General features: G+C 60.0%; 14 protein-coding genes and 2 pseudogenes. 6 read left to right on the top strand and 10 right to left on the bottom strand.

Translation table 11 applies throughout. The features are described 5' to 3' along the window. Nucleotides 1-113 precede the first annotated feature (113 nt). Genes mdoH through JNB91_RS11675 form a run of 5 tightly spaced genes read left to right on the top strand, consistent with a single transcriptional unit; the run spans nucleotide 114 to nucleotide 5,225 of the window. The gene (mdoH, locus tag JNB91_RS11695; RefSeq protein ID WP_346269310.1) at nucleotides 114-1,979 is read left to right on the top strand and encodes a glucans biosynthesis glucosyltransferase MdoH; all 1,866 of its coding nucleotides are present in this window, start codon (nucleotides 114-116) and stop codon (nucleotides 1,977-1,979) included. Then, nucleotides 1,976-2,953, top strand: a complete 978-nt coding sequence (locus tag JNB91_RS11690; RefSeq protein WP_220325690.1) for a zinc-dependent alcohol dehydrogenase — start codon at nucleotides 1,976-1,978, stop codon at nucleotides 2,951-2,953. The genes mdoH and JNB91_RS11690 overlap by 4 nt, the downstream gene beginning before the upstream one ends. Before the next feature lie 21 nt (nucleotides 2,954-2,974). Next, the gene (locus tag JNB91_RS11685) at nucleotides 2,975-3,373 is read left to right on the top strand and encodes a 6-pyruvoyl trahydropterin synthase family protein (protein WP_220325689.1); all 399 of its coding nucleotides are present in this window, start codon (nucleotides 2,975-2,977) and stop codon (nucleotides 3,371-3,373) included. Next, nucleotides 3,370-4,443 (top strand): glycosyltransferase family 4 protein, encoded by a 1,074-nt coding sequence (locus JNB91_RS11680; RefSeq protein WP_223218154.1) that lies wholly within the window; start codon nucleotides 3,370-3,372, stop codon nucleotides 4,441-4,443. The genes JNB91_RS11685 and JNB91_RS11680 overlap by 4 nt, the downstream gene beginning before the upstream one ends. After that, nucleotides 4,440-5,225, top strand: coding sequence for a class I SAM-dependent methyltransferase (locus tag JNB91_RS11675; RefSeq protein WP_220325687.1), 786 nt, complete (start codon nucleotides 4,440-4,442; stop codon nucleotides 5,223-5,225). Before JNB91_RS11680 ends, JNB91_RS11675 begins: the two co-directional genes overlap by 4 nt. Before the next feature lie 59 nt (nucleotides 5,226-5,284). On the opposite strand, the gene pta is transcribed toward JNB91_RS11675, so the two are convergent. The 9 genes and pseudogenes from pta to JNB91_RS31615 all read right to left on the bottom strand — a co-directional run. Next, complete coding sequence (gene pta / locus JNB91_RS11670; protein WP_220325686.1) at nucleotides 5,285-7,396, bottom strand: phosphate acetyltransferase; 2,112 nt, start codon at nucleotides 7,394-7,396, stop codon at nucleotides 5,285-5,287. 120 nt (nucleotides 7,397-7,516) lie between these two features. Beyond that, the gene (locus JNB91_RS11665; RefSeq protein WP_220325685.1) at nucleotides 7,517-8,719 is read right to left on the bottom strand and encodes an acetate/propionate family kinase; all 1,203 of its coding nucleotides are present in this window, start codon (nucleotides 8,717-8,719) and stop codon (nucleotides 7,517-7,519) included. Between the two features lie 214 nt (nucleotides 8,720-8,933). After that, entirely contained in the window at nucleotides 8,934-10,106 is a 1,173-nt protein-coding gene (locus JNB91_RS11660; protein ID WP_220325684.1) for an acetyl-CoA C-acetyltransferase, read from the bottom strand. Nucleotides 10,107-10,281: 175 nt separating this feature from the next. Then, nucleotides 10,282-10,938, bottom strand: coding sequence for a 3-oxoacid CoA-transferase subunit B (locus tag JNB91_RS11655; RefSeq protein WP_220325683.1), 657 nt, complete (start codon nucleotides 10,936-10,938; stop codon nucleotides 10,282-10,284). Continuing rightward, on the bottom strand, nucleotides 10,935-11,594 hold the full coding sequence (locus JNB91_RS11650; RefSeq protein ID WP_220325682.1) for a CoA transferase subunit A: 660 nt from the start codon (nucleotides 11,592-11,594) through the stop codon (nucleotides 10,935-10,937). Before JNB91_RS11650 ends, JNB91_RS11655 begins: the two co-directional genes overlap by 4 nt. A gap of 67 nt (nucleotides 11,595-11,661) precedes the next feature. Beyond that, on the bottom strand, nucleotides 11,662-11,973 hold the full coding sequence (locus JNB91_RS11645) for an AtuA-related protein (protein WP_139678196.1): 312 nt from the start codon (nucleotides 11,971-11,973) through the stop codon (nucleotides 11,662-11,664). A gap of 4 nt (nucleotides 11,974-11,977) precedes the next feature. Next, on the bottom strand, nucleotides 11,978-13,315 hold the full coding sequence (locus JNB91_RS11640; RefSeq protein ID WP_220325681.1) for an acyclic terpene utilization AtuA family protein: 1,338 nt from the start codon (nucleotides 13,313-13,315) through the stop codon (nucleotides 11,978-11,980). Between the two features lie 37 nt (nucleotides 13,316-13,352). After that, nucleotides 13,353-14,681 carry a CitMHS family transporter gene (locus JNB91_RS11635; protein WP_220325680.1) on the bottom strand — a complete coding sequence of 443 codons (1,329 nt, stop codon included), beginning with the start codon at nucleotides 14,679-14,681 and terminating at the stop codon, nucleotides 13,353-13,355. A 353-nt stretch (nucleotides 14,682-15,034) separates the two neighbouring features. After that, nucleotides 15,035-15,178: pseudogene (locus JNB91_RS31615) on the bottom strand (ISNCY family transposase); the annotation flags it as partial. Between the two features lie 311 nt (nucleotides 15,179-15,489). Here JNB91_RS31615 and JNB91_RS11625 point away from each other — a divergent pair. Beyond that, the gene (locus JNB91_RS11625; RefSeq protein ID WP_220325679.1) at nucleotides 15,490-16,227 is read left to right on the top strand and encodes a hypothetical protein; all 738 of its coding nucleotides are present in this window, start codon (nucleotides 15,490-15,492) and stop codon (nucleotides 16,225-16,227) included. Between the two features lie 6 nt (nucleotides 16,228-16,233). On the opposite strand, the pseudogene JNB91_RS11620 reads toward JNB91_RS11625, so the two are convergent. After that, nucleotides 16,234-16,431 (bottom strand): annotated as a pseudogene (locus JNB91_RS11620) (ISNCY family transposase); the annotation flags it as partial.

The following is a 16,431-nucleotide window of genomic DNA, read 5'->3' as shown; positions in this document are numbered from 1 at the left end:
CGGGGCCTAATTTCAGGATCAAGCCCGTCCCCACCGAAAGCAGCACTCTCATGAACCTGCATGCCAGACGGATCGATCCCGCTGCGACTGATGAAGCCGGCAGCTCCAGGAGTGTGAGCGATCAGCTGGGCGAGACCACGAGCGAGAAGGTCTTTCGCTATTCAGGCCCATCGGTCACGTGGCGGCGCGGCATTGTGCTGGTGCTGAATGTTTTGACGATCGGCGCTCTTTTCCTCGGGCTGCTGAGGCTTCTGCTTCCCGGCGGTATCGACTTCCCCGAAACCGTCATGCTGGCCGGCTTTCTGCTAGCAATGCCATGGACGGTGCTGGGGTTCTGGAATGCAATCATCGGACTGATACTTCTGCATGGGCCGGGTAATCCTGCCCGAAGCGTCTACCCATTCTATCGGAGTGACAGTCGGCCCCGAACGCTGTCGTCGCGTACCGCTCTTACCCTGTTTCTTCGAAACGAAGATCCTCTGCCAGCCTTTGCCCGGTTGCAGACGATGGCGCAAAGCCTTCACTCAACTGGTCTCGAACGGCATTTCCGCTTTTTTGTGCTGAGCGACACGTCCGATCCGGAAATTGCTGAAGCGGAGGAGAGAGCTTTCGCGCAACTGGCGGATAGCCTCGGCCTGCCTCAAAACACTCATCCGATCTATCGCAGACGCCAGAAAAACACCGGTTACAAGGCCGGCAACATCCATGATTTTCTCGAGGAATACGGCCAGGACTACGATTTTTTCCTGCCTCTCGATTCCGATAGCGTCATGTCCGGTGATGCGATCGTCCGGCTTGTTGCCGCAATGGAGAAAAGGCCGGAACTGGGTATTCTCCAGACGCTGGTTGTCGGAACTCCGGCGACGAGCGGTTTTGCCCGTATGTTCCAGTTCGGCATGCGCCACGGCATGCGGTCCTTCACCATGGGGGCTGCCTGGTGGAATGCCGATTGCGGTCCCTATTGGGGCCACAATGCCCTGATCCGCACGGCAGCATTCAAGTCCCATTGCGACCTGCCCGTATTGCCCGGATCGCCACCGCTTGGCGGCCACATCCTCAGTCATGACCAGCTGGAGGCCGCCTATATGCGGCGCGGCGGTTACGAGGTTCGAGTTCTGCCGATCGAAACGCAGAGTTTCGAGGCCAATCCGCCGACATTTCCCGATTTCGCCAAGCGAGATTTGCGCTGGTGCCAGGGAAACATGCAGTATTGGCGCTTCCTGTTTGAACCCGGATTGAAACCGCTGAGCCGTTTCCAGCTCGTGCAGGCAATATTGATGTATGTCGCACCGCCTGCCTGGATTGCAGCCACATTCGCTGCGGCCTGGAAGGCCATGTCAGCAGGTTTCGATCCCGCTTATCTGCAGGTTGGCCTTTCCCTCTTCGCAGTCATATTCTTCATGTCCATCGCCCCAAAGCTGGCCGGCATGCTCGATGTTTGTCTGACCAAGGGGGCTATACGCCGCTACGGCGGGCCTTTGCGCTTCGGCTTTTCCGTCATTGCGGAAATCCTCGCCTCTATGCTGATGGCGCCGGTCATTGCCGTTTATGTCTCTGTCTTTCTCCTCGGCCTGCCGTTCGGGCGCAGTGTCACATGGAGCGGCCAAAACCGCGACAAGCTGGGCGTTTCCTTCTCGTCGGCTCTCAGAACCATGGGGTTGCAGACAGTGATCGGCTTTACGTTTGGCATCACTCTGCTTTTTGGAGCAGGGGCCGGTGCGCTCCTCTGGACGCTGCCGATGATGGCTGGCCTCTGTCTGGCGATACCGTTTACCATGCTCACCGCTTCCAGCCGTTTCGGCCGATGGACCACGCGTTGCGGCCTGTTTGCCGTTCCCGAAGAAGTGCGGATGCCACGGATCTTGAGCCCGCTCGTGCCGCATGCCGCCCGTCGCTGGCGAAGACCAGGAGGCGCATCAGGGACGGGGCAACAGGACACCGATGCTTCCTGCCAAATGCTGGCGGAAAATCGCACATGACGATGGCGCGTGCGTTATGGTTGACTGCGATAAGGCAGGCCGAACTGAAGTCCACTTCGCTGGATGCGCTTGCTGACGGCGAACTTCTGATCGAAAGCCGCTTTGGAGCCATCAGCAAGGGTACCGAAACATTGATCGCCGAGGGGAGTGTCCCGGCAAGCGAGCATGACTGCATGCGTGCACCAATGCAGGCGGGAGATTTTCCGTTTCCGGTCAAATATGGTTATGCGGTGGTCGGCAGGATCAAGGCAGGGAGTGCAAAGCCGATCGGTCAGACCGTCTTTTGCCTTCATCCGCATCAGGACCTGTTTCACATACCGGCGAATATGGCGTTTCCAGTACCGCCGGACGTCCCGGCTCATCGGGCCGTACTGGCAGCGAACATGGAAACGGCGCTGAACGGTATCTGGGATGCGGGCGTCCTGGCTGGTGACAAGGTCACCATTGTCGGTGGCGGCCTGGTGGGGCTTTTGACGGCGTTCCTCGCTGCCAAGGTTCCGGGAGTGCAAGTGACACTCGTCGATGTCAACCCCGATCGCAGCAGGCTTGCCGAAATGCTCGGCTGCAGCTTCGCCCTGCCGGAGGCGGCGGAAGCATCTGACTGCGACAGCGACGTGGTGTTCCACGCATCGGCCACATCCGAAGGCCTTTCGACGGCCATCGCTGTCGCCGGTTTCGAAGCGCGGATCGTCGAAATGTCCTGGTTCGGCGACAGCCGGTCTGTCGTGCCACTCGGCGGCCGATTTCATAGCCACCGACTTTCGATCGTCGGCTCACAGGTCGGCCATGTCCCGGCGACACGAAGATCCCGCTGGCCGCTTTCTCGACGACTTGAAACTGCGCTGGCCCTTTTGGCAGATGATCGTCTCGACGGCCTTATTTCCGGCGAGACGGCTTTCAATGATCTTGCGGCCGGCTACATCGATATCCTTTCCGATCCGGATACGTTGTGCCACCGCATCCGCTATGTCTGACAACCGGAGGACCTCAAAACGATGTTTGCTGTCGAAGTACGCGACCACATGATGATTGCCCATAGCCTGCCGCGCGAGGTGTTCGGCCCGGCTCAAGCCATGCACGGCGCAACCTTCGTTGTCGATGCGGCCTTCATGACGGAGGATCTCGACGAAAACGGCCTCGGCGTCGACATCGGATTGGCGACAACAGTTTTGAGAAATGCAATTGCCCCGCTCAATTACAAGAACCTCGATGAGGTGGATGTCCTTCGCGGCAAGGTGACAACCACCGAAGTGCTGGCGAAGCACATTTTCGACGATCTGCGCCAACGTATCGATGCCGGGGAACTGGGCCCGGGTGGCAAACGGATTTGCCGCCTTAAGATCACGCTGCACGAAAGCCATGTCGCGCGGGCATGGTACGAGGCCGCGATTTGAACCGCACAGATAAGAAAGCTGACGCGCCGCATCTCGTTTTCGCCATTCCGGGAGATATAGAGACCGCTAGCGGCGGATATGGTTATGACCGACGGATGATCACGGAACTGCGCAAGCTCGGATGGCGGGTGGACCATCTCCGCTTAGCCGGCGGTTTTCCGGCTCCAAGCAGTCGCGAATTGGAAACGACGGAAAAGCAGTTTGCCGAACTTGCCGATGAAAGCCTCGTCCTTGTCGATGGACTGGCGTTCGGGGCCATGCCCGAAATCGCACAGAGAGAGGCGAGACGGTTGAAATTGGTCGCGCTCGTGCATCACCCCTTGGCGCTGGAAACCGGGCTTTCGGAACGAACGGCGCAAGAGCTTCGAACAAGCGAGACTGCGGCGCTGGCCTCTACGCGCGGGATCGTGGTGACGAGCCCGGCAACGGCCCGGACCCTGAGCTCGGACTTCGGCGTCGGACAAGACGCGGTCTGTGTGGCCATACCGGGAACTGAACCTGCCGAACCTGCCCGAGGCGGCCGCGATGGCGAGCCGCCGTTGATCCTTGCCATAGGCTCGCTGACGCCGCGCAAGGACCATGCGACGCTTGTTGCAGCGCTGGCGCAGCTGCGCGGCCGGCCATGGCAATGTCGGATTGTCGGTAGCGACAGAATGGACCCGGCATCCGCAACAAAGCTGCACAAGCAGATTGGCGAACTTGGGCTGAACGACCGAATTGCCGTGACGGGCGCTATCGATGACGTCGACGCCGAATACGACCGAGCCGATATCTTCGCGCTGGCAAGCCGTTACGAAGGTTTTGGTATGGTGTTTGCCGAAGCGATGGCGCGAGGCCTGCCGATCGTCGGTTGCCGTGGAGGCGCTGTACCTGATCTGGTGCCCGACACCGCAGGAATGCTGGTGGAACCCGGCGATATCGACGGCTTCGCCGCAGCCCTGGCTCTGCTGCTTGACGATCCGCAGGCACGACAAAACTATGCCACCGGCGCCTGGGCTACGGGCCGCAAATTACCCGATTGGCCGAGGAGTGCACAGGTTCTAGCTGATTTTCTGGCAGGTATCCGATGAGCGGTTTCGACAAACATTGGCTCGATCTGCGAGAGGCCGCAGATCATACGGCTCGTGATGGCGATCTGCGCAAGCGGGTGGTCGATCATGTAACGCGGGCGGGGGAGGGAGCTCTTGTTGTCGATCTTGGTGCAGGTACCGGATCAACCTTTCGGGCGCTTTCGCCGGAGGCTCTTCATTGGCGCTGGCGGCTTGTCGACAACGATCCGAAACTGCTTGCCGAAGCCCGCAATCGGCATGACGACGCGGCACGCATAGAGTATATCGAAGCGCATCTGGATGACATTTCTGCGGAGGTATTTTCCGACGCGACGCTTGTGATGGCTTCGGCCCTTTTCGATCTCGTTTCCGAGAGTTTTCTCGCTCGGCTGATCGCACAGCTTTCGCAGACGGAAGCCGGCCTCTACGCCGCTTTGAATTATGATGGGGTCTGCCGCTGGGACGACGTCCATCCCATGGACGAAGAGGTCGTTGCCGCATTCAACAGCCATCAGCGCCGGGACAAGGGGTTTGGACCATCGCTCGGCCCCTCTGCTGCGCCTGTACTGAGCAGCCTGCTTGAAGATCAGGGCTTTCAGGTCACAATGGCGGCGAGCCCGTGGCGGCTTGATCCCACACATGCGGCCTTGCAGCGACAGTTCATTTCCGGAATGGCGACCGCTGTGATGGAAACTGAGCTTCTCGGGAAAGAGGAGATAGACGACTGGTGCGCAGCCCGACTGGTGCGGCTGGAAAGCTCAGGCGGCTACGTCGGACACTGGGATGTTTTCGCACTTCGTTGAAGTAACAGTCACCACGCCGGAATATTGCACCGGCGTGGTGAACTTGGTCTGGAAAGACCTTACTCTGCACCAGCCGCCTGCTGGTCCGCCTGGATGGCAGTGAGCGCGATGGTGAAGACGATGTCATCGACGAGCGCACCGCGCGACAGGTCGTTGACCGGCTTGCGCAGACCCTGCAGCATCGGACCGACGGAAACGACGTCGGCAGAGCGCTGAACGGCCTTGTAGGTGGTGTTGCCGGTGTTGAGATCCGGGAAGACGAAGACATTGGCGCGGCCGGCGACCGGGCTGTCGGGAGCCTTGGAGCGGCCGACGCTTTCGACGCTTGCCGCATCATACTGGATCGGACCGTCGATCAGGAGATCGGGCTTGCGCTGGCGTGCCAACTCGGTTGCTTCGCGCACCTTGTCGACATCACCGCCGGTGCCCGACGTGCCGGTCGAATAGGAGATCATCGCAACCCGCGGATCGATGCCGAAGGCCTTGGCCGTGTCGGAGGACTGGACGGCGATTTCCGCCAGCTGGTCTGCCGTCGGGTTCGGGTTGATGGCGCAGTCGCCATAGACCAGAACCTGATCGGGCATCAGCATGAAGAAGACCGAGGAGACGATGCTCTGGCCCGGTTCCGTCTTGATCAGCTGCAGGGCAGGGCGCACCGTGCTTGCCGTCGTATGAACCGCACCCGAAACCAGGCCATCGACTTCGCCGACGGCGAGCATCATCGTGCCTAGAACGACCGTGTCTTCCAGCTGGGCGATTGCCTGGGGAGGCGTCATGCCCTTCGACTTGCGCAGTTCGACCATGGCGTCGACATAGTTGGCGCGCACGGCGGCCGGGTCGAGGATTTCGAGATCGGCCGGCAGTTCGATATCCTTGGCCTTGGCGATCATCTGGATGGCATCGGGGCGGCCGAGCAGAACGCAACGGGCAATGCCCTTCTGGTGGCAGATGACGGCGGCCTGCAGCGTGCGGGGCTCTTCACCCTCGGGAAGCACGATGCGCTTGTTGGCGCGGCGTGCCCCTTCGATCAGGTGATTGCGGAAGCGCGGCGGCGAAAGCCGGGCTTCGGTCGAGGTGCCGATCCGGTCACGCAGCGAGGTCGTGTCGATGTTTTCGGCGACGAAATCGATGACCTTTTCCATATGCTGGCTGTCATCCTGGCTGACATGGTAGCTCAGATGCGCGAGACGCGAAGCCGTGGCATAGGTGTCGTCGGGGGTGGACAGGATCGGCAGGATGTTTGAGCCGACCGAGGCCATCAGGTCTGCGACCGGGGTGGCGAGCGGTGCACCGCAGGTGAGCAGCAGGCCGGCAAGCGGCACGCCGCGGCTATGGGCGAGCGCCGAGGCAAGCGCGATATCGCTGCGATCGCCGGGCATGACGACCAGGGTTTCCGGACGCAGGCGGTCGATCATCTTCTCAACCGAACGGGCGCCGACGACGATCTCGCGCACTCTGATGGCATCGAGTTTCGAGCCCTGCACGACGCTCAGATCCAGTGACGAGACCAGATCCGACAGGCGCGGTGTGTTGAGGTTCGGCTCGTAGGGGATCGCGCCGAGGATGGTGCTGCTCTCCATACCGGCCTTGGCGAATGCAGCTGTCAAAGCCTCACGCCGGCTTGTCTCAGGCAGCTTGTTGACGAGCAGCCCGGCGAAATGGCCATCGGCGTCACGCATATACTGACGCTCGGCGAGCGCAACCGTATCAGTCAGCCGCTTGTCATCGTCGACACCGCTGACGACCGGCACCACTTCGGCGTCGAGGCTGCGAGCGATTTCGACATTGAGCCGAGGAACGATCTGCAGATCGGTGAACGGGATCAGGCCTTCGACGACAACGACATCATGATTGGCGCGCAGCGCTTCCGTCATTGTTGCGACCTCTTCCAGCAACAGATCGAGTTCGCCCTTGCGCAAAAGATCTTCCGCATGGGTGAAAGCGATCGGCTCGGGGGCCTCCGTCAGGCACAGGCTGCGGGCAAAATAGGTGGAGACTTCGGCCGTCTTCAATGGCGAGCCGGGATGTTCACCGGCTGTCGGCTGAGCGATCGGCTTGACGAAGCCGACCTTGAGACCGTCGCGCTGCAAGGCCCGCACGAAACCGAGCGCCACGGCGCTCAGGTCGACGTCTTGCGCCAGCGGTGCGAGGAAAATGAGATGTGCCGACATGAAACTATCGCCTTTCGATTTGTCATGACCGTTCCGGCTATGCCGGGAAAATCTATTTTGAAGCGCCCGGCAATCCAATCTGGAAACCGGACGCCTCGGAATCTGCTCGGATATTCCGCCTCAGCCAGCCTTACCTATATAGGGCCGGGCCTCATTTGCTATGGCCCATTCCTCGTTGGTGGCGATGACGGCCACAGCGGTCCGGCTGTCGGAGGCGCTGATCACGCCGCAGCGCCCACCGAACATCTGGCCATTGGTTTCTTCGTCCAGCGAGATGCCGAGCACCTTGAGCCGGGCGATCGTCTTGCGACGCACGGAGGCCGAGTTCTCGCCGATACCGCCGGTAAATACGATTGCGTCGAGACGAGGCAGGGACGTGGCAAGACCGCCGATGTAACGGGCCAAGCGATGGACCATTGCGTCGAGTGCCAGGACAGCACCCTCATGGCCTTCAGCTGCCGCACTTTCGAGCGTCCGGCAATCGTTGGAAAGGCCGGAAAGGCCGAGCAGGCCGCTCTTGCGGTTGAGCAGCGTGTCGAGTTCGTCGATCGAGAGCTTTTCCTGCCGGGCAATGTGGAATATCGCCCCGGGATCGATATCGCCGGAGCGCGTGCCCATGACGAGGCCTTCAAGCGGGGTGAGGCCCATCGATGTATCGACGCTTTCGCCGTTCAGGACTGCTGTTGCCGAGGAACCATTGCCGAGATGGGCAATCACGAGGCCATGATCCTTGGGGTCAAGGCCCAGCAGTTCGACCGCTTCTTTCGCGACAAAGCCGTGGCTGGTGCCGTGAAAGCCGTAACGGCGAACGCCTGCATCCCGATAGGTCTGCGGAATGGCATAGGCATGTGCTGCTTGTGGAATGGTCATGTGGAAGGACGTGTCGAACACCGCCACATGCGGCACCCAGCCGAGCACTTCCATGGCGACGCGCACGCCGAGCACGTTCGCCGGGTTATGCAGCGGAGCGAGATAGGAGAGGGCATCGATCTCGTCGAGAACAGCGGTGTCGAGGCGGATTGCCTTAATGAAGCGCTCGCCGCCATGCACGATCCGGTGTCCGACAGCGCCGATCGCGTCCAGCAGATCGCGCTCCTTCAGGCTGTCCATCAGACGGCGCAGCGCTGCGTCATGGCTGCCACCATCAAGGGCGATCGTCACTTTCGCATCGTTTTCCTTGAGGATCAGGCGGCTTTCCGGCTGTCCGAGATTTTCGGCGAGGCCTGAAACGACTGCGGTGCGATCTTCACCGGCAAACAGGCTGAACTTCAGCGACGAGCTGCCGCAATTGATGATGAGAACGTGTGACTGATCTTTGGCCATTCATGTAATCCTCTGGCGGGGCGTGCCGTATAGGCATGGCTCCTCGTCGCAACGACCGTCGCCGCTCGCGCCTGTGCTGTTGATATCGATTTCAATATTGTTTCGGTTTACGTGACCGGCCTTCGTTTGCAGTCGCGCGCCCGGGGAAGTGACGAGGCGTGGGCACCCACCAGATGCCCACGCCTTTGCGAAGCCGAAGCCTCACAGGGGTGTCTCAGAGCGCCTCGACGCAAAGAGCGATGCCCATGCCGCCGCCGATGCAGAGCGTTGCGAGACCCTTCCTGGCGTTGCGGGCTTTGAGCGCATGCAAGAGCGTGACGAGAACGCGGGCGCCGGAAGCACCGATCGGATGGCCGATGGCGATTGCGCCGCCATTGACGTTGACCTTGGCTGGATCCCAGCCGAGTTCGCGGTTGACCGAAAGCGCCTGTGCCGCAAACGCCTCATTGGCCTCAATCAGGTCGAGGTCGTTGATGTTCCAGCCGGCCCGTTCCAGCGCCTTGCGCGAGGCCGGGATCGGACCCGTGCCCATGATCGAGGCATCGACGCCCATCGTCGCGAACGAGGCGATCCGGGCAAGCGGGGTGAGACCACGGCGGGCAGCTTCGTCCTCGCGCATCAGCACCACGGCGGCCGCACCGTCATTGAGGCCCGAGGCATTGCCGGCCGTTACCGTGCCGTCCTTCTTGAAGGCAGGCTTGAGCCCGGCCAGAACGTCGAGCGTCGTGGCGCGCGGGTTCTCGTCGGTATCGACGATGATATCGCCTTTGCGGGTTTTGATCGTTACCGGAACGATTTCCGCCTTGAACCGGCCTTCAGCGATCGCGGCTGCAGCCTTGGTCTGCGAGGCGAGCGCGAAGGCATCCTGCTCTTCGCGGGTGAGCTTGTATTTCTCGGCGACGTTTTCGGCAGTGATGCCCATGTGGTAGTCGTTGAACGCATCCCACAGACCATCGCGGATCATCGTGTCGACGAACTCGGCCGAGCCCATCTTGACGCCGGTGCGCAACACGGCTGCATGCGGGGCAAGGCTCATGTTCTCCTGGCCGCCAGCCACGACCACATCGGCATCGCCGGCAAGGATCGACTGGGCGCCAAGCGCGACCGCGCGAAGGCCCGAACCGCAGACCTGATTGATGGTGAGCGCTGTGGCCTCCATCGGAATGCCGGCGGCAACGGAAGCCTGGCGGGCGGTGTTCTGGCCCTGGCCGGCGCTCAGCACATGGCCGAGCACGACGTCGGAGACGGCGGAGGCTTCAAGCTTGGCGCGTTCGAGAGCCTCGCGGATGACGATAGACCCCAGCTGGCTGGCGGGAAGGGTGGAAAGCCCACCCATGAACTTGCCGATCGCCGTGCGGGCGGCCGATACGATTACGATATTGGTCATGGTTTTTCCGATCCTGCCGCATGAGTGAAACGACCTTCCGGACTTCATCTGCAGCGAAAGAGAGAAGATGGCGCAGGAAATCCACGCCTCGACATTACAATGGCTCGGTTTGAGCCGGAATGACGCGGGAGGGACGACGGAGGAGAGGATACCACCCCTCCCGCAAACCGACAGGTCAGGCTGCGATGCCCATCACGCCTGGAGCCTTCGGCATTAACAGTTTGGCTTCCGACGCGGCGACAACCTGATCGACCGTCACGCCCGGAGCGGTTTCCAGAAGCACAAGCCCGTCGTCTGTCGGCTGGATCACGGCCATTTCCGTGACGACCAGATCGACGCGGCGAACCGACGTCAGCGGAAGCGTGCATTTCTTGAGGATCTTCGGTGCGCCCTTGGCCGTGTGGGTCATGGCAACGATCACACGCTTGGCACCCGAAACCAGGTCCATCGCGCCGCCCATGCCCGGCACCATCTTGCCCGGCACCATCCAGTTGGCGAGCTGGCCTTCCTCGTCGACCTGCAGACCGCCAAGAACGGTCACATCGAGATGGCCACCACGGATGAGCGCAAAGGACATGGCGCTATCGAAGGCGCAGGCACCGGGAAGGGCGCCGATCGGCGAACCGCCGGCATCGGTGAGGTCGGCGCCGGCAAGCCCTGGATCGGGCAGGGCACTCATGCCGATAATACCGTTTTCCGACTGGAAGGAGATGCCGGCATCGGCGGGCAGGTAGCTGGCGACCATGGTGGGAAGCCCGATACCCAGATTGACCAGAGAGCCGCGCTTCAGTTCCAGCGCCACGCGCCGGGCGATAATTTCCTTGTCGTTCATTTCTCCGCTCCCTTCACAACGATCACGTCGACGAGCACATGCGGGGTAACGACCGCATCGGGTTCGATGCAGCCGACGGGTAAGATCTCGTTCGGCTCGGCAATCACCAGTTCGGCGGCAAGCGCCATCAGCGGGTTGAAGTTGCGCGAGGTCAGCGAATAGCGCAGGTTGCCGGAATAGTCGGCGCTGCGGGCAGAGATCAGCGCGATATCGGCCTTGATGGCTTCTTCGACGAGATAGGTGACGCCGTTCAATTCTACGGTCTTCTTGCCTTCGGCGGCCGTCGTGCCGACACCCGTCGGCGTCAACACGCCGCCAAGCCCTGAACCACCTGCACGCACCCGTTCGGCCAGCGTTCCCTGCGGAACGAGATCGACCTCGAGTTCGCCTGCGATCATCAGCTTCTGGGTCTGCGGATTGGTGCCGATATGGCTGGCGATCACCTTCTTCACCAGACCGGCATCGATCAGCTTGCCGATGCCCACACCGGGACGGGCCGTATCATTGGCGATCACCGTCAGGTTCTTCTTGCCCTGGCGGACCAGTTCGTCGATCAGCATTGGCGGGGTGCCCGCGCCCATGAAGCCGCCGATCATCAATACCGCGCCATCCGGGATCTTTTCGACTGCAGCCGAGACGCTACTTACTTTTGACATGGATTTTTCCTCTTCGGGGGAGGCGGGGCAGCCCGCAAACAGTCAGACTGCCCGCACCTTTGGCGCTTCAGTTCTTGGCCGGAATGTCCATCGCAAGAAGCGCGGAGGCCAGGCACTTGCCGTGTGCGTCGAGGGCAAGCGAACGTGTCACACCGCCACCAAGCGCATCCTGCATGACGAAGTTGAGTGCGCCGAGCGTCGGGATCTCGTAACGAACGACCTCGCCGTTGACGATGCCCTTGAAATGCGCCTTGACCCGTTCGGGCGTGACGTATTCGCGGACGCGTTCGTAATCCTTCTGGTCATAAACGATGACGGAGATGTTGGAGATGTTGCCCTTGTCGCCTGTGCGGGAATGGGCGATGTCGAAGAGTTTCATAGCCTTAAGCCTCCAGATATTCGATGACGGGAACGACCTTGTCGCGTGGGAAGAGCGCGGAAAGCATCGCAACCACCTGCTTGGCCGATTTTGTTGCACCACCACCGCTGGCAGGGCCATTGGTGTAGAGCGTCTCGACTTCATTGCCGATACGCACGGCTTCTTTCATGCTGTCGCAACGGCCGGTGACGCGAACACGAACTTCTGTCGGTTCGGGAGCAGGGGCCAGAACGTCAGCGTGGATCGAGTTGACGCCGATCAGGTCGAAACGCAGCTCGTTTGCCTTGACGCCGGTAATCTTCAGCCGTTCCTTGACGATCTCAAGTGCGAGCTGACCGCGGGCCAAAGCGCCGGGACCGGCATAGGAAATCTGGCCTTCACCCATGTAGCCGTCGTTATAGCCGACCGAAACCTTGAGGGTGTCAGTGCGGGCACGGCCGGTTACGCCACCGACCTGGATGCGATTGGGAGCGATTTCGGTAAAGGTGATCTGCGAGAAATCGGCAGTCACATCCGGTGTCAGGTAGGTCTTGGGGTCATGAACCTCATAGAGGATCTGTTCCTTGCAGGTGTGCTCGGTAACCGTGCCACCCGAACCTTCGACCTTGGTGATGACGATCGCACCGTCTTCGGAGACTTCCGCAATCGGGAAGCCGAGGCGGGCGAGATCTGCAACATCCTTTTTTCCGGGCTCGGCGTAATAGCCACCGGTGACCTGACCACCGCATTCCAGCAGATGGCCGACAGCCGTACCCTTGCCGATCTTGTCCCAGTCATCCTGCGACCAGCCAAATTCATGGATCTGCGGAGCGAGGAACATCGACGGATCGGCAACGCGGCCGGTGATGATGACGTCGGCACCATTGGCAAGAGCCTCAACCATTGGTGCAGCACCGACATAGGCATTGGCCGAGACCAGAACGGAGGCCATGCTGGAAGCCGGAGCGCCGGTTTCCAGGATCTTCGTGTCGCTGACTTTCAGGGCTTCGACGACATCATCGCCGGAGATCGCTGCAATCTTGAGCTTGCCGAGGCCCAGGCGGGTGGCAATTTCGCGAACCTTGGCGGCGCCGGCCTGCGGATTTGCGGCACCCATGTTGGTGATGATCTTGATGCCGTTCTTCTTGCAGATCGGCAGCACGGCTTCGAAACGTTCGGTGAGCAGCGGGTCATAACCCTTGGTCGGGTCGTTCAGCTTGGCGTTCTGGGCGATCGCGATGGTGCGCTCTGCCAGGCATTCGAAAACGAGGTAGTTGATGTTGCCTTTTTCGGCGAGTTCCACCGCCGGCTCGATGCGATCGCCGGAATATCCGGCTCCGGATCCGATGCGAATAAAACGCATTATTATAACTCCTTATTTCAAATCAGGTGGGCGCGGCTCATCCGAATGGGGATGGGATGACACCCAGGATCACTGCGGTAATGGTCATCAGGACCGTGGCAGCGAAGAGGAATGGGATAGCCAGTTTCTGGTGTTCACCGAGGCTGACGCCGGTGAGACCCATGATGAGGAAGGTGGCGGGCGTCAGCGGGCTGACAGGGAAGCCGGTGGTCATCTGGCCGAGAATGGAGGCCTGGGCGACGTGGATCGGGTCACCACCGAAGCTGTGATAGACATTTGCCAGAACCGGCATGACACCGAAGTAGTAGGAGTCGGGGTCGAACAGCAGGCTGAGCGGCATCGACAGAATACCGGTGATGAAGGGAATGGCCTGCGCGTGGTCTGCCGGAACGTAGGTTGCGCCGGCTGCAGCCATGGCCTTGATCATGCCCGTTCCGCCCATGATGCCGGTGAAAGCGCCAGCGGCGAAGAGGATGGAAGCCATCATCAGCGCGGCCTTTGCATGGGCATCGACGCGAGCCTTCTGATCCTTGACCTGCGGATAGTTGATCATCAGGGCAAGCACGGTACCGATCATGAACATCGGAGCGGCATCGACATAACCCGAGATCATTGTACCGAGGATCGCAAGCGCCAGGATGATATTGACCCAGAAGAGGTGAGGGCGACGGATTTCCTTTTCGGCGTCGGTCAGCTCGCGCTTGTAGGCGCCTTCCGAACCTTCGCCTGCGGCGGCAACCGTGGCACCGGCGCCAAGGCCAAGGCGACGCTCTTCGCGCTTACCCATGTACCAGGCGGTGGCGAAAACGAAGACCAAGCCAACAATTTGCACGACGAAGAGCGGCGTGAAGATCGATGATACCGGCACGTTCAAAGCAGCCGAGGCACGCAGAACAGGGCCGGTCCAGGGCAAGAAGTTCACACCTGCGGCCATGGCGACGACAAGCGCCAGAACACGGCGCTGCATGCCGAGACGGTCATACAAAGGCAGCATGGCAGGAATGGTGACAAGGAAGGTGACTGCACCGGATCCATCCAGGTGGATGATCAGTGCCAGCAACGCGGAACCGACAACGATTCGGGTCGGTTTCAGGCCCACGGCCTTGAGAATACGGTCGATGATCGGATCCATCATGCCGGCATCGGTCAACACACCGAAGAAGACGATGGCAAAGACGAACATCGCTGCCGTTGGCGCAATATTTTTGACGCCACTGACGATGAAAGTCGCGGTTTCTGCCCCAAAACCACCAATCAGCGATGCAATGATCGGGATCACGATAAGGGCAACCAGTGGTGACAACTTGTTTGTCAGTATGACAATCAACAATACAAGTATTGTAATCAGTCCAAGAATTGCTAGCATATTTGCTCTCTCCCCAGTAAATCTCCAATGAATGGAGTCATGTCCTGTGCCTTTAAAATTATTTCCTCAGAGCAACACATCGAGAATTCAAAATACGCACTCGATCAAACGGGGATAATTGATTTATCCACGTGAAATACTTGATCTGAATTTGCTTTTCACTTCGAATGAAGTCGCCTGTAAACTGTGTGGCAGAGATGTGACGTTTAAAAAATTGAATTTATCGGATCACTGTAATTACCAAAGATAATGATTATGGCGTGTTGCAAAAAATCTCATATTATCAATTGGTTGCTGGCGTCATTGACATGACGCGCGCTGTCTTTAGGCGAAAATCTTGACGTTTTGTCGCATATTCGAACCTGCCGCTGACGCACCGGACGCTCGCTCAGGTCAAGCACATGTGCCGCTGACACCGTCGTCATCCGGCCGCCGCCGACTTTCGACAAAACCTCGATCCGCTGCAGATCGCGCTCGCTCATCGCAATCAATCCCATCTGCATTCTCCCAGGCATCGTTCAGACCCGGGGAGTGTGACATTCCAACTTTGCTGAATTAGGACATTCTAACTTTGCGGCTACAACAGATGTCAAAGCTGGATAGGGCTGCGACGCTGTCGGCCAGTTAGAGATGCGACACTGGCTCCGACGATCAGCCCCCGATCCGACCGGCTGGGCCGGGTTGCAAGGGAGGAGCGGGGGCGGGTGATGACGCTCCCTTTGGCTTTAGATTTCTCAGTGGCAATTGTGTCGTTGTCGGCTGATACTCGTTTACACCGCATTGGGCGGGTAGGGATCAAAGCCGCGCGATGCTTCCGGAAATCAAGCTGCAGGGTAACGTCGATGTCGCCGCGCTGTCACCTCTTCTTCGCGGCATGCTGCTGTCCGTTGCCTATGCCGACGGTGAGGGCGGCATAGGATTGACCGCGACCGGCGCCATGAACCGCAAATTCGTGCATTGGGCCGCTGTGAACTTCCTCTGGCCCGACTTCACGGCCGTAGACCTCTACAGCATGAACAAAGTTCTGAACGAAAGCGACATGCCGCCGCTCTGGGTCGTGCGGGACATGACCCGCCACATGAAGCTTCTTCGCCGGAAAAAGGATGTGCTGCTGCCAACCAGACGCGGACGCGAGTTTCTGGTGAACCCGCAAGCCTTCTTCGATCTGATCGCCACGGATTATCTCTATTCCTATGTCCATGTGACCGATCGGCAAGAGGACGTTCAGGCGCGATTGCGCTGGTGGCGCATGTTCCTCAACCTTCTCAATATCAAGGCCAGAGAAGGTTGCACGCCTTTGGATGTTGTGAAAATCCTCAAGCCAGAGTTCGCTCCCCTGTCCGACACCGAAATGACCCTGGAAGCCTGGGAGCTGAAATCCGATATCCTATATGGCGTCCTGCGGCGCCTGTGCTGGTTGGGCCTGCTCTATGAAGCAAGAGAAGGGCTCACGCTTTTCCAAGACGGCTCCTTCCACAAAACGCCGCTCTGGTCCGCCTGTCTGCAGCTGGAATCAGATACGCAAAGCGACATCGGCGTGCACTGACGATCCTTATTCCGCCGCTGGCCGCCTCAATAACGCTTTCTCTCGCCGTGCAATCACTGCCGGATCGTTCATATAATCTGTCCTCGGCTTGCGGCTACGCTTCTGATAGCCGTTCGCAGTACTGCCGTCCCGAATGCCGAACATATGATCTTTCTGCCCGGTCCGTCGGGGGCCGCCCTTGCTGCGTTGCTGTTCGCGACCAGC

It is taken from the genome of Aliirhizobium wenxiniae (genome assembly GCF_019511445.1).
GTDB classification, from domain to species: Bacteria; Pseudomonadota; Alphaproteobacteria; order Rhizobiales; family Rhizobiaceae; genus Neorhizobium; species Neorhizobium wenxiniae_A.
Note: the sequence above shows the minus strand (reverse complement) of the source record. Positions and strands in the feature narration are given on the sequence as shown.